General features: G+C 62.7%; 12 protein-coding genes. 9 read left to right on the forward strand and 3 right to left on the reverse strand.

Annotation, left to right across the window (positions count from 1 at the left end; translation table 11 throughout):
• Window positions 1-471: 471 nt before the first annotated feature.
• From FHW83_RS22335 to FHW83_RS22345, 3 genes are all read left to right on the forward strand, one after another.
• Entirely contained in the window at window positions 472-1,779 is a 1,308-nt protein-coding gene (locus FHW83_RS22335; RefSeq protein ID WP_176648571.1) for a sensor histidine kinase, read from the forward strand.
• A 43-nt stretch (window positions 1,780-1,822) separates the two neighbouring features.
• Window positions 1,823-2,590, forward strand: a complete 768-nt coding sequence (locus FHW83_RS22340) for a LytTR family DNA-binding domain-containing protein (protein WP_176648572.1) — start codon at window positions 1,823-1,825, stop codon at window positions 2,588-2,590.
• An 82-nt stretch (window positions 2,591-2,672) separates the two neighbouring features.
• Window positions 2,673-3,833: a PAS domain-containing sensor histidine kinase gene (locus FHW83_RS22345; RefSeq protein ID WP_176648573.1), complete on the forward strand. Its 1,161-nt coding sequence runs from the start codon at window positions 2,673-2,675 to the stop codon at window positions 3,831-3,833.
• On the opposite strand, the gene FHW83_RS22350 is transcribed toward FHW83_RS22345, so the two are convergent.
• The 3 genes from FHW83_RS22350 to FHW83_RS22360 form a co-directional block, all read right to left on the reverse strand.
• The gene (locus tag FHW83_RS22350) at window positions 3,821-4,906 is read right to left on the reverse strand and encodes a porin (RefSeq protein WP_373997250.1); all 1,086 of its coding nucleotides are present in this window, start codon (window positions 4,904-4,906) and stop codon (window positions 3,821-3,823) included. The genes FHW83_RS22345 and FHW83_RS22350 overlap by 13 nt on opposite strands.
• Before the next feature lie 124 nt (window positions 4,907-5,030).
• Window positions 5,031-5,684: a class I SAM-dependent methyltransferase gene (locus tag FHW83_RS22355; protein ID WP_176648574.1), complete on the reverse strand. Its 654-nt coding sequence runs from the start codon at window positions 5,682-5,684 to the stop codon at window positions 5,031-5,033.
• Window positions 5,685-5,697: 13 nt separating this feature from the next.
• Window positions 5,698-6,639: a CysB family HTH-type transcriptional regulator gene (locus tag FHW83_RS22360; protein ID WP_176648575.1), complete on the reverse strand. Its 942-nt coding sequence runs from the start codon at window positions 6,637-6,639 to the stop codon at window positions 5,698-5,700.
• A gap of 153 nt (window positions 6,640-6,792) precedes the next feature.
• On the opposite strand from FHW83_RS22360, the gene FHW83_RS22365 reads away from it, so the two are divergent.
• The 6 genes from FHW83_RS22365 (at window position 6,793) to cobA (ending at window position 12,948) form a co-directional block, all read left to right on the forward strand.
• Entirely contained in the window at window positions 6,793-8,487 is a 1,695-nt protein-coding gene (locus FHW83_RS22365; RefSeq protein ID WP_176648576.1) for a nitrite/sulfite reductase, read from the forward strand.
• Complete coding sequence (locus FHW83_RS22370; RefSeq protein ID WP_373997251.1) at window positions 8,474-9,058, forward strand: DUF934 domain-containing protein; 585 nt, start codon at window positions 8,474-8,476, stop codon at window positions 9,056-9,058. Before FHW83_RS22365 ends, FHW83_RS22370 begins: the two co-directional genes overlap by 14 nt.
• Before the next feature lie 11 nt (window positions 9,059-9,069).
• Window positions 9,070-9,783 (forward strand): phosphoadenylyl-sulfate reductase, encoded by a 714-nt coding sequence (locus FHW83_RS22375; RefSeq protein WP_176648578.1) that lies wholly within the window; start codon window positions 9,070-9,072, stop codon window positions 9,781-9,783.
• A gap of 100 nt (window positions 9,784-9,883) precedes the next feature.
• Complete coding sequence (gene cysD / locus FHW83_RS22380; protein WP_092281643.1) at window positions 9,884-10,813, forward strand: sulfate adenylyltransferase subunit CysD; 930 nt, start codon at window positions 9,884-9,886, stop codon at window positions 10,811-10,813.
• Window positions 10,813-12,105 carry a sulfate adenylyltransferase subunit 1 gene (locus tag FHW83_RS22385; protein ID WP_176648579.1) on the forward strand — a complete coding sequence of 431 codons (1,293 nt, stop codon included), beginning with the start codon at window positions 10,813-10,815 and terminating at the stop codon, window positions 12,103-12,105. The genes cysD and FHW83_RS22385 overlap by 1 nt, the downstream gene beginning before the upstream one ends.
• Before the next feature lie 123 nt (window positions 12,106-12,228).
• A complete protein-coding gene (gene cobA / locus FHW83_RS22390) occupies window positions 12,229-12,948 on the forward strand; it encodes a uroporphyrinogen-III C-methyltransferase (RefSeq protein ID WP_176648580.1) in 720 nt (239 codons plus the stop codon).
• The last annotated feature ends 24 nt before the right edge of the window (window positions 12,949-12,972 follow it).

The raw sequence follows: 12,972 nt of genomic DNA on the forward strand, positions 1-12,972 counted from the left end.
GCATGTGTAAGGCATGCCGCCAGCGTTCAATCTGAGCCAGGATCAAACTCTTTAGTTTAATCTCTGTTTGTGGTCATTTCTGACCAGGTTCGCTCTTACTCAAAATACTGACAGTATTTCTTTGTTTGAGCATTTAATGCTTTTTGTTGCAGCACCAAATGCCCACACTTATCGACTGTTAATTTTTAAAGATCTTGTGCAGCTCGCTGAGAAGCGTTTTGTTCATCAGCACAGAAGCGAGATTATGAAGCGTTTCGTTTATCTCGTCAACCCCTCGTTTCTTCATCGTTTCGCTTTGCAGCGTTGCGGTGTTTCGCGAGGGACCGAACTATAGCAAAGCCTCCGACGGCTTGGCAAGTACTTCCTTTCACTTTGCCGTCCAATCCCCGTTTTTTGCAGACTGTCGCAATCGCATGGCGCGCAAGGGCGTGGCTCGTTACACTTGCATCATGTTAAGTGTGAAAGCCGTTCATGTTCCCTACGCCTAAAGTGCAAGACACCCTGAAGACCGCCGGCAGCCTGCTGCATCGCGGCTTTGATGCGACCGCCACCTGGGTCACCCAGCTGTCGTGGTGGAAGTTCCTGGTGTTTGCCGCCCTGATGCTGGCCGCCGGCTCCATCCTGCAGGACGAGCTGTTCTCCTCTGGTCCGGTACAGGACGAGATTGACCGCGGCGCGCACATGCAGAAGCGCAAGAGCGGCGATACCAACATCCTGATCGACGACAGCGGCATCCACTTCAACCCGCGCGGCAAGATCCGCAACAAGAATAGCGAAGAAACCACCCCGCCGGTGGCGGCGCCGGAAGCGCCCGAGGCGCCGGCGGCACCGGAAGCCCCCGAAGCCCCTGCTGCGCCGGCCAAATCCGGCAAATCCGGCACCGCCTCGGTCCCCGCGCTGCCGACGTTGCCGGGTGAGGAAGTCCACATCGACCTGCCGCCGCAAATTGGCGAGGAACTGTCGAACGCGATTGAAGAAGCGGTGGACGATGCCGCCGAGCAGAAAGTGGCCCGCTACCACGGCCAAGCCTCCACCTGGTTCAAGAGCTTCATCACCCTGCTGGTGCTGGCCCTGTTCGGCACCAAGTTCCTGATGGGGAGTAAAAAACGCGCCGAGGCCGAAACCCAGACCGCCAACGCCGCCGCCGAGCGCGAATCCATGCAGCGCCAGCTGAGCGAAGCCAAGATGCAGATGATGCAGGCGCAAGTCGAGCCGCACTTCCTGTTCAACACCCTGGCCTCGGTCGAACACCTGATCGAGACCGATCCGCCGCGCGCTTCCGCCATGCAGCGCAGCCTGATCAAATACCTGCGCGCGGTGTTGCCGCAAATGCGCGACAACGCCCTGATCACCAACCTCGGCCGCGAAGCCGACATGGTCGAGGCCTACCTCAACCTGCTGAAAATGCGCATGGAAGAGCGCCTGACGGTGGACTTCGACATCCCGGACGGCCTGCGCACCGCCGCCTTCCCGCCCATGATGCTGCAGTCAATGGTGGAAAACGCCATCAAGCACGGACTGGAAGGCAAGCCGGAAGGCGGCACCCTGAAGGTGCGCGCCGACGTGGCCCACAACAAGCTGCGCGTGATCGTCTCCGACAACGGCCTCGGCTTCGGCGCCAAGCCCAGCGACGGCACCGGCCTCGGCCTGAGCAACATCCGCGAGCGCCTCAAGCTGCTGCACGGCGAGCAGGGCCAGTTGCTGATCGCCGCCAACAGCCCGAGCGGCGTGATCGTCACCATCGAAGTGCCCTACCAGTTGGCGGCGAAATCAAGTTAGAATTATTTAAACAATTATTTAGACAACCTCACACCCAAACACGATGCCTACAGCAATCATTGCAGATGACGAACGTTTAATGCGCGACCAGTTGCGCATGCGCCTGGGCCAGGTCTGGCCCGAGCTGGAAATTCTCGGCGAAGCCAAGAACGGCGACGAGGCCATCGAGCTGGTCGACCAGCTCAAGCCGGACTTCACCTTCCTCGACATCCGCATGCCGGGCAAGACCGGCATGGAGGCGGCCGCCATCATCGGCAACAAGAGCAACATCGTGTTCGTGACCGCCTACGACGCCTACGCCGTGGAGGCGTTCGAGCGCGGCGCCATCGACTACGTGCTGAAACCACCCGAGCAGGAGCGCCTGCAGATCACGGTCGAGCGCCTGAAAGGCCGCCTGAACAAGCCGGCCGCCGCCGGCGACGTCAACGCCAGCGTGACCGCCATGCTGGCCCAGCTGACCGAGAAAATCGCCGCGCCCAAGCCGCAGCACCTGCAGTGGATCCAGGCCAGCATCGGCCAGGACCTGCGCATGATACCGGTCGAGGAAATCCTGTTCTTCCGCTCGGACGAAAAATACACCTGCGTGCAGACCGAGAAATACGAGGCGCTGATCCGCAAGCCGGTGCGCGACCTGGCCGAGGAGCTGGACCCGGCGCTGTTCTGGCAAATCCACCGCGCCACCCTGGTCAACGTCAACGCCATCGAGGGCGTGACGCGCGACATCCGCGGCCGCCACCTGGTGATGATCAAGGGCCGCTCCGACAAGCTGGAAGTCAGCCGCAGCTTCCTGCATCTGTTCAAGCAGATGTAAACGCCTGAGTTACATCAACGTCCCTGCCGGACGGCTGAATTAGTGTGACTCCAGGCGGCCCGTTGGCCGCATGGAGTCACACATGGGCCGCCGCCTTCCCCCGCTTCTGCTGATCGCCGCGCTGGCGCTGACCGCGCGCCTGTCGTGGCGCATGGGCTGGTCCTGCGCGCGCGCCGCCGCCAACACCCGGCGCAGCCGCGGCATCATCCAACACGCCACCGACGCCATCATTTCCACCGACGAGCACCAGCGCATCCTGCAGGTCAACCCGTCGGCGGCCGTCATGTTCGACACCACCGCGCAAGCCATGCAGGGCGCCTCGCTGGCGCAATACATTCCGCGCGACCAGCGCCAGCGCGCGCCCAACGGCGCCGAACAATACTTCGGCGCCACCGGCATCCGCATGCGCGCCAAGGGCCGCCGCACCAGCGACTACGCCGTGACCGGACTCAAGGCCGGCGGCCAGCACTTCCCGCTCGAAGGCAGCATTTCCTCGCTGAGCGAGAACGGCAAGCGCATCTACACCATCATCCTGCGCGACATCACCGAGCGCAAACAGGTGCAGGAGCGGCTCGAGCAATCGTATTCACAGCTGCGCGAGCTGTCGGCGGCGCTGCAAACCATCCGCGAGGAAGAACGCAAGCACATCGCGCGCGAGCTGCACGACGACCTGGGCCAACTGCTGGCCACGCTGCGCGGCGACCTGGCGCTGCTGCAACGGCACAGCGGCAACAGCGCCGCCGCGCGCAAGCTGCAAAAAGGCATGGATGAGCTGCTGATGTCGGCCATCACCTCGCTGCGGCGCATCGCCAGCAACCTGCGGCCGCGGGCGCTGGATGAAGGGGGGCTGTATTTCGCGCTGGAGAGCTTGCGCCACGATTTTGAAACGCGCAACGACATCCGCTGCACGCTGGACGCCAACGAGGAGGAGTTGATCCTGGACGATGCCTACAGCACCGCCATCTTCCGCATCGCGCAGGAAGCGCTGACCAACATCACGCGCCACGCCGAGGCGCGCAAGGTGGCGTTGTCGCTGTACCGCAAGGACGGGGCCTTGCACATCACCATCCATGACGATGGCCGCGGCATCGCCGAGCAGGACATGGACAAAGCCTCGTCCTTCGGCCTGATCGGGATGCGCGAGCGCGTCTGGGCGCTCGATGGCGATATCGCCATCGTCAGCGACGGCGGCACGCGGATCATGATCCGCCTGCCACTGCCGCAAACCGATCAGAACGCGTGACGAATGCCCAGGTTGAAGGCTTTGTCGCCGCTACCGGCTTCGTTGTTGTTGCCAACGGTGTAGCCGGCGCCGTTCTTGTTCTTGATCTTGGCGTAGGCGACGTAGGCGCCGGTACGCTTGGACAGCGAGTACAGGTAGCCCAGCGCCCACTGGTCGGCGTCCTGGTTGTTGACGGTCTTGTCGTTCTTGCGGATGTACGACGCCATCACGGTGCCATTGCCGGCCGGGATTTGCGCGCCGATCAGCCAGTCGTTGCTGTCCAGGCTAGGCTTCGGCGCCACGGTGTAGCCGTAGGCGTTGGCGACCGGGATCTGGGCGCTGTTCACGCCTTTGTTGGCGCCGTAGGCGAAGTAAGCCTTGACCACCTGGAAGTCATAGTTGGCGGCGAACATGGTGGTGCGGCCGGTGTCCTGGATCTTGGCCGGGGTGGCGCCCACCGCGGCGGTGTCGTTGTTCTTGTTGTTGTATACCAGGCGCGCGTTCAGCGGGCCTTGCGCGAAGTTCAGGCCGAAGCCGAACTGGCGGCCGGCGGTCGAGCTGCCAGCCTGCTCGCCCAGGGCGTACAGGGCGTCGGCGCTGAAGCCCTCCATCACCGGGGTCGAGTACACCAGCGCGTTGCTGACGCGGGTGTTGGCGCCGGCCGACGGGAACAGGTTCTTGATCGAACCGGCATAGCCGGCGCCGAACGGGTCGGCCACCTGGCTTTGCGCCAGGTACAGCGGGGTGTACTGGCGGCCGATGGTCAACTGGCCGGCATCCTTGCTTTTCAGGCCGACGAAGGCCTGGCGGTTGAAGATGGTGTTGGCGCTGTCCAGCGCGCCGTCGTCGGCCTTGAAGCCGGTTTCCAAGGTGAAGATCGCCGACAGGCCGCTGCCCAGGTCTTCCGTGCCCTTGAAGCCGATGCGCGACTGGCCGCCGATGCCGCTGGTCACTTTGGTCAGCGAACCGGCCGCACCGCCGCGCTCGCTAACGATGCCGGCGTCCACCAGGCCGTAGATCGTTACGTTCGATTGAGCTTGTGCCTGTGCGGCGAAGCCGCCGATGATCAATGCTGCCAGAGTAAGTTTTTTCACTTGATGTTCTCTACTGAAGGTTGATAGAAACTGCGTGTTGATTCCACGGCCGGAATCATGCCTATCAATTACTTCAACAATGTGACAAACATCATTTGTTGTAAATCAACATCAAGCTTGCAAGTTATTTAAGGCGGCAGCTCAGCAGGTAGTAGTACTCGAGACGCTCGATGCGGATCTGCCTGGCGTGGTTGGCGAACCGCTTGCGCAGCGTGCTGTCGGTCAGGTAATTCTTCATGATCTCGTAGCGCTCGCCGTCGTCGGCGGTGACGATCTGGAAGGTGTTGCCCTCCGCATCGGTGCGGGCGATCACGGTGGAGTTGCCGTCCACATAGGATTCATCGAGGATCACCAGCAGGATATCCTTGCCCAGCTTGGCGCGCAGGGTCTTCAGGTATTTTTCCTGGTCCTCGCGGCGCACGTGGCACCACAGGTTGCCGATGAACACGGCGGTGTACCGGCCTTCCATGCCGTCCGGCAGGTTGAAGGCGTCCAGCAGGCCGAAGGTGACCACGTCCTCGTCCAGGCCGCGGGTTTCGGCCAGGTCCAGCATTTCCTGCGAGATATCGGTGGCGTAGACCGATTCGGCGGTTTCCGAGATCAGGTCGGTCCAGTAGGCGGTGCCGCAGCCCAGCTCCAGCACCCTGTGGTCCTGGAACAGCTCGGCGACCATTTCCTGCAGATCGTCCAGGTCGTCGTAGCGCTCTTCCTGGGCGTAGACCTGGTCGTAGTTGTCCGCGTTGACGGCGTAATATTGTGTCAACTGGTTGGTAATCATGATGATGCTTTCTTTATAGTTCGTAGTTTTCTTTTTCGCCGCTCATGGCCTGCTCGATCAACTTGCGGTTGAGCGTCGGCGTCAGCAGTTCGATAAAGGTGTAAATATAACTGCGCAGGTAGGCGCCCTGCTTGACCGCCACCCGCGACACGTTCATGCCGAACAGATGGCCCACGGGGATGGCGCGCAGGTTCTTGTCGCGCTCCGGATCGAAGGCCATGCCGGCGATGATGCCTATCCCCATGCCCAGTTCCACGTAGGTCTTGATGACGTCGGCGTCGATGGCTTCCAGCAGCACGTCCAGCTTCAAGCCGCGCAGCGAGAACGCGTGGTCGATCTTGCTGCGGCCGGCAAAGGCGCCATCATACGTGATGATGGGGAAAGCCGCGATCTCTTCCAGCGTCGGCTGCTTGTTGCGCAGCAGCGGATGGTCGGGCGGCACCACCACCACATGCTCCCACTGATAGCATGGCAAAGTGACAAGTCCGGTCACGCCGGCGATCGACTCGGTGGCGATGCACAGGTCGGCCTGGTCGCGCTGCACCATCTCGGCGATCTGCTGCGGATTGCCTTGCAACAAAGACAATCTTACTTTTGGGAATTTCTGCATGAACGCCTGCACCACCTTGGGCAGCGTGTAGCGCGCCTGGGTGTGGGTGGTGGCGATGGTGAAGCTGCCGCTGTCCTGGGCCGCGTACTCCTTGCCGATGCGCTTCAGGCTGTCGATTTCCTGCATAATCAACTCCACCGACTCCAGCACCAGCCGCCCCGGCTCCGTCAGGCCGCGGATACGCTTGCCGTGCCGGGTGAAGATATCGACCCCCAGTTCCTCCTCCAGCTCGATAATCGCCTTGGACACGCCCGGCTGCGAGGTAAATAGCGCCTTGGCGGCGTCGGTCAGGTTGTAGTTCTGGCGTACTGCTTCGCGCACGAAGCGCAACTGGTGAAGGTTCATTGCAGGTCTTGGCCCATCTTAAAATTATTAGCTTCCATGCTTATGCCCAATCCTTATATAAGCAAATAAAGACTAAGTCGTATGGAATAAAGACGAAGTTTATTACTATTAGCGCTAGTTTGGGGAATCAGCGACTATCCAGGAAGAATATTCATGTATCAATACGACCAGTTTGACCACCTCATCATCCGTGAGCGCATCGCCCAGTACCGCGACCAGGTACGCCGCCGCCTGGCCGATGAGCTGACCGAAGCCGAATTCCTGCCGTTGCGCCTGCAAAACGGCCTGTACATGCAGCGTCACGCCTACATGCTCCGTATTGCCGTGCCTTACGGTTTGCTGGCAAGCAAGCAAATGCGTATGTTCGCACATATCGCCCGCAAATACGACCGCGGCTACGGTCACTTCACCACCCGTCAAAACATCCAGTTTAACTGGGTTGAGCTGGAACAGACCCCCGACATCCTGACCGACCTGGCGTCGGTGGAGATGCACGCCATCCAGACCTCGGGCAACTGCATCCGCAACACCACCTCCGACCCGTACGCCGGCGTGGCCGCCGACGAGATCATCGATCCGCGCCCGTACGCCGAGGTGCTGCGCCAGTGGTCGACCTTCCACCCGGAATTCATCGCCCTGCCGCGCAAATTCAAGGTCGCCATCAACGGCGCCGTGGAGGACCGCGCCGCCATCGCGATTCACGACATCGGCCTGACCGTGGTGCGCAACGAGGCCGGCGAGATCGGCTTCAAGTTCATGGTCGGCGGCGGCATGGGCCGCACCCCGATCATCGGCAGCGTGATCCGCGAGTTCCTGCCATGGCGGCACCTGCTGACCTACACCGAGGCCGTGATGCGCGTGTATAACCAGTACGGCCGCCGCGACAACAAGTACAAGGCCCGCATCAAGATCCTGCTGAAAGCCATCGGCGTGGAAGAATTCGCCCGTCAGGTCGAGGAGGAATGGGCCGACCTGAAAGATGGTCCGGAAACCCTGACCGTGGAAGAGATGCAGCGCGTGATCGACTACTTCCAGCCGCCGGCCTACAAAACGCTGGAGGACAGCGACGTGGTGGCCGCGCAAGCCGGCAACAAGGCCTTCGCCAACTGGGTCAACCGCAACGTCAAGCCGCACAAGGTGCCGGGCTACGCGGCCGTGGTGCTGTCGCTGAAGAAGACCGGTGTGCCGCCGGGCGATGCCACCGCCGAGCAGATGGATTTCATGGCCGACCTGGCGGACCGTTACAGCTTCGGCGAGCTGCGCGTCACCCACGAACAGAACGTCGTGCTGGCCGACGTCGAGCAGTCGCAATTGTTCGCGCTGTGGCAGGAAGCCAAGGCGCACGGCCTGGCGACGCCAAATATCGGCCTGCTGAACGACATGATCTGCTGCCCTGGCGGCGACTTCTGCTCGCTGGCCAACGCCAAGTCGATCCCGATCGCCGCCGCCATCGCCGAGCGTTTCGACAATCTCGACTTCCAGCACGACATCGGCGAGATCGAGCTGAATATCTCCGGCTGCATCAACGCCTGCGGCCACCACCACGTCGGCAATATCGGCGTGCTGGGCGTGGACAAGGACGGCAGCGAATGGTATCAGGTGTCGATCGGCGGCGCGCAAGGCAACAACGCCGCCATCGGCAAGATCATCGGCCCGTCGTTCTCCGCGCTGCAAATGCCGGAAGTGATCGACCGCCTGCTGCAGGTCTACCTGCGCGACCGTTTTGAGGGTGAGACCTTCGCCGAATGCGTGGCACGCATCGGTGTCGCCCCGTTCAAGGAATTTGTGTACGCCACGCCGATCGCCGAAAAGGGCGGCCGCCTGGTTGGAGAGGATGAATATGTCTAAGCATTTGATTATCAAGGGCCGTGAAGTAGTGGAAGACGACTGGCAGGTGCTGCGTCTGGCCGAGCCGGTGGACGGCGCGCCGCCGCACGATCCGGCTACCGTGTCGGTCCCCGCCGGCAAATTCATCGTGCCACTGAGCCTGTGGCTGGTGCAGCGCGAGGTGCTGGCCGCGCGCACCGCCGCCGGCGAGATCGCCGTGTGGATCGCCTCCGACGAGCGTCCCGAAACGCTGAAAGGCCTGCTGGACCAGTTCCCGCTGATCGCCGTCGACTTCCCGAAATTCACCGATGGCCGCGGCTATTCGATCGCCTACAACCTGCGCACCCGCCTGGGCTGGACCGGCGAACTGCGCGCCATCGGCGACGTGCTGCGCGACCAGCTGTTCTCGATGCGGCGCGTGGGCTTCGACGCCTACTCGGTGCGCGCCGACCGCGATCCGCACGACGCGCTGAAAGGCCTGTCCGATTTCTCCGAAACCTATCAGGCGTCGGTCGATCAGAAAGTGCCGCTGTTCCGCCGCCACGCGCGCCCCGCGCCGGTGGTGGCCAACAACGACGGCGCCGGCATTTGATTGGAGTAGTGATGAGTGACCTGAGCAAGCTGATTGCGGACACGCGCGCCACGCTGTCCCGCATCGCCAGCGATTTCAGCCCCGCCGTCTTCGCCTCCTCGCTGGCGGCCGAGGACATGGTGCTGACCGACCTGATACTGAAGGGCGGCTACGACATCGGCATCTTCTCGCTTGAAACCGGCCGCCTGCACAAGGAAACGCTGGCCATGCTGGACAAGGTGAAAGCGCACTACGGCTACGAGATCGCGGTGTTCAAGCCGCAGGCCGAGGCGGTGGAGGCCTACGTGGCGCAGCATGGCCTGAACGCCTTCTACAACAGCGTGGAGATGCGCAAGGAATGCTGCCGCATCCGCAAGGTCGAGCCGCTGGGCCGCGCCCTGCTGGGCAAGAAGGCCTGGGTCACCGGCCAGCGCCGCGCGCAAGCCGCCACCCGCACCTCGCTGATGGTGGAGGAGGACGATCCGGCGCACTTCATGACCAAGTTTAATCCGCTGGCCGACTGGTCGGAGGAGGATGTGTGGAACTACATCCGCGAGAATAACGTGCCGTACAACGCGCTGCACGATCAGGGTTATCCGTCGATCGGCTGCGAGCCCTGCACCCGCGCCATCCAGCCAGGCGAGGACGTCCGCGCCGGCCGCTGGTGGTGGGAGAATCCGGAATCGAAGGAATGCGGCCTGCACGTGGTCGACGGTAAACTGATACGCATTAAATCCGTGGCCTGATGTCATTCCCGCGAAGGCGGGAATCCATAGGCCACGTCCGAAGTTACTCAGCATGGATTCCCGCCTTCGCGGGAATGACGATAACAAATAGGTTAGTTCAATGAACGCTCTAGTAGATAACAACGCGCACATGAATTCGCGCCACCTCGACGCACTGGAATCGGAAGCGATCCACATCATGCGTGAAGTCGCCGCCGAATGCAGCAACCCCGCCCTGCTGTTCTCGGGCGGCAAGGACTCTGTGGTCCTGCTGCGCATCGCGGAGAAGGCTTTCCGTCCTGGTAAATTCCCGTTCCCGTTGGTGCACGTCGACACCGGCCACAATTTTGAGGAAGTCATCACCTTCCGCGACAAGCGCGTGGCCGAACTGGGCGAGCGCCTGATCGTCGGCTCGGTGGAAGAGTCGATCCGCAAGGGCACCGTGCGCCTGCGCAATCCGCAAACCGATTCGCGCAACGCCGCGCAGGCCGTGACGCTGCTGGAAACCATCGCCGAACACGGCTTCGACGCCTGCATCGGCGGCGCCCGCCGCGATGAGGAGAAGGCGCGCGCCAAGGAGCGCATCTTCTCCTTCCGCGACGAATTCGGCCAGTGGGATCCAAAGTCGCAGCGCCCCGAACTGTGGGACCTGTATAACACCCGCGTGCACCCGGGCGAGAACATGCGCGTGTTCCCGATCTCGAACTGGACCGAGCTGGATGTGTGGCAGTACATCGCCCGCGAAAAGCTGGAACTGCCGCCGATCTACTTCGCGCACGAACGCCAGGTCATCCCGCGCAACGGCCTGCTGGTGCCGCTGACCGACCTGACCCCGGCGCGCGAAGGCGAAACCGTCGAAACCCAGGTGGTGCGCTTCCGCACCGTGGGCGATATCTCCTGCACCTGCCCCGTGTCCTCGGACGCGGCGACCGTGGAGCAGATCATCGCCGAAACCGCGATCACGCAAGTGACCGAACGCGGCGCCACCCGCATGGACGACCAGACGTCCGAAGCCTCGATGGAAAAACGTAAAAAAGCAGGATACTTCTAATGACTACGACTACTACCGAACAAAGCCTGCTGCGCTTCATCACCGCCGGCTCCGTCGATGATGGCAAGTCCACCCTGATCGGCCGCCTGCTGTTCGACAGCAAAGGCATCTTCGCCGACCAGCTGGACGCCATGTCGCGCTCCAAGCACAAGCGAACCGTGGGCGACACCGTCGACCTGTCGCTGCTGACCGACGGCCTGGAAGCCGAACGCGAACAAGGCATCACCATCGACGTGGCCTACCGCTACTTCGCCACCCCCAAGCGCAAGTTCATCATCGCCGACACGCCGGGCCACGAACAGTACACCCGCAACATGGTGACCGGCGCCTCGACCGCCGATGCGGTCATCATCCTGGTGGACGTGTCGAAAGTGAAGCTGCGCGAGGACGGCGGCGTCGATCTGCTGATCCAGACCAAGCGCCACTCGACCATCGCCCACCTGCTGCAGATCGAGCACGTGATCGTGGCCGTCAACAAGATGGACCTGGTGAACTACGACCAGGATATCTACAACCGCATCGTCAAGGCCTACGGCGAGTTTGCGGCGTCGCTGGGCCTGAAGGACATCACGCCGATTCCGCTGTCCGCCCTGACCGGCGACAACGTGGTGGAAAAGAGCGAGAAGCTGGGCTGGTACCAGGGTCCTACCCTGATCGAGCTGCTGGAATCGCTGTCGGTGTACGACGAATCGCACGACGCGCCATTCCGCTTCCCGGTGCAGCTGGTGGCGCGCCACAACGGCCACGAAGCCAACGACTTCCGCGGCTACATGGGCCGCATCGAATCCGGCAAGGTGTCGGTGGGCGACAAGCTGGTGGTGCAGCCATCGGGTCAGAGCGCGACCGTGAAGGATATCGTCACGCTGGAGGGTTCGCACCAGTCGGCGGTGGCGGGACAGTCGGTCACGCTGCTGCTGGAAGAGTACCTGGACATCTCGCGCGGCGACCTGCTGGCCAGCGCCGACCAGCCGGCCACGCAGCTCAAGCAGCTGAAGGCCGACGTGTGCTGGATGTCCGACGAGCCGCTGGACGTGCGCCGCAAGTACTGGATCAAGCATGGCACCAAGCAGACCTCGGCGAAGATCAAGACGATCGAGTCCCTGCTGGACATCAATACCCAGCAGCGCCACAGCGCCGATGGCCTGAAGCTGAACGACATCGCCACCATTGAGCTGAGCGTGCAACAGCCGCTGGCGGCCGACGCCTACAGCGACATCCGCGCCACCGGCGCCTTCATCCTGATCGATGAGGTCACGCACCAAACCGTCGCCGCCGGCATGATCCGCCTGTAACAGCAACCCCACCCCCGTCATCCCGGCGCAGGCCGGGATCCATGCTGAGTATCCCGCCCAGCGTTCCATGGATTCCGGCCTGCGCCGGAATGACGACGCCACAGCCAACAAAAGAATCACGCCATGGCCACTTTTGGAAAAGTGTATCTGATCGGCGCCGGCCCCGGAGCGCAGGATCTCATCACCCTGCGCGGCGCGCGCCTGCTGGCGCAGGCCGACATCGTGCTGCACGACGCGCTGGTGACGCCGGAAATGCTGGAACTGTGCCCGCAGGCCGAGAAGATCCCGGTCGGCAAGCGCAGTGGCCAGCGATCGGTGGCGCAGCAGTTCATCAACCAGCAACTGGTGGAAGCGGCCCAGCGCGCCCGGCTGGTGGTGCGCCTGAAAGGCGGCGACCCCATGATGTTCGGCCGCGCCGACGAGGAACTGCGCGCGCTGGAGGAAGCCGGCATCGAGGTCGACATCGTCCCCGGCATCACCACCGCGCTGGCCGCGGCGGCCGCCACCAAACAGCCGCTGACCAAGCGCGGCATCGCCCGCAGCGTGGCCTTCTTCACCTCCTCCACAGCGCCGGAACACTCCGACCACGACGCCATCCCGGAAACCGACACCCTGATCCAGTACATGGGCGGACGCGAAGCCATCGCCACCGCCGAACGGCTGCTGGCCCACGGCCACGCGCCGGACAAGCCGGTGGTGGTGATCGAAAACGTCAGCCGCGCCGACCAGCAGATCCAGCGCATGACCATCGCCCAGCTGACGCAGGGCCTGGGCACACCGCACGGCCCGGTGCTGGTGATGATCGGCGAAGCCATGCGCCCACGCGAGCATCAACGAGATTAGCAGGACAATAGTCATCCAACTCCG

This window comes from Duganella sp. SG902, from assembly GCF_013376005.1.
In the GTDB taxonomy this organism is placed as follows: domain Bacteria; phylum Pseudomonadota; class Gammaproteobacteria; order Burkholderiales; family Burkholderiaceae_D; genus Rugamonas.

What these genes read in the sequence shown, in the direction of transcription:
- FHW83_RS22335 (WP_176648571.1), top strand. Translation starts at nt 472, where the DNA reads ATGTTCCCTACGCCTAAAGTGCAAGACACCCTGAAGACCGCCGGCAGC.
- FHW83_RS22340 (WP_176648572.1), top strand. Translation starts at nt 1,823, where the DNA reads ATGCCTACAGCAATCATTGCAGATGACGAACGTTTAATGCGCGACCAG.
- FHW83_RS22345 (WP_176648573.1), top strand. Translation starts at nt 2,673, where the DNA reads ATGGGCCGCCGCCTTCCCCCGCTTCTGCTGATCGCCGCGCTGGCGCTG.
- FHW83_RS22355 (WP_176648574.1), bottom strand. Translation starts at nt 5,684, where the DNA reads ATGATTACCAACCAGTTGACACAATATTACGCCGTCAACGCGGACAAC.
- FHW83_RS22360 (WP_176648575.1), bottom strand. Translation starts at nt 6,639, where the DNA reads ATGAACCTTCACCAGTTGCGCTTCGTGCGCGAAGCAGTACGCCAGAAC.
- FHW83_RS22365 (WP_176648576.1), top strand. Translation starts at nt 6,793, where the DNA reads ATGTATCAATACGACCAGTTTGACCACCTCATCATCCGTGAGCGCATC.
- FHW83_RS22370 (WP_373997251.1), top strand. Translation starts at nt 8,474, where the DNA reads ATGAATATGTCTAAGCATTTGATTATCAAGGGCCGTGAAGTAGTGGAA.
- FHW83_RS22375 (WP_176648578.1), top strand. Translation starts at nt 9,070, where the DNA reads ATGAGTGACCTGAGCAAGCTGATTGCGGACACGCGCGCCACGCTGTCC.
- cysD (WP_092281643.1), top strand. Translation starts at nt 9,884, where the DNA reads ATGAACGCTCTAGTAGATAACAACGCGCACATGAATTCGCGCCACCTC.
- FHW83_RS22385 (WP_176648579.1), top strand. Translation starts at nt 10,813, where the DNA reads ATGACTACGACTACTACCGAACAAAGCCTGCTGCGCTTCATCACCGCC.
- cobA (WP_176648580.1), top strand. Translation starts at nt 12,229, where the DNA reads ATGGCCACTTTTGGAAAAGTGTATCTGATCGGCGCCGGCCCCGGAGCG.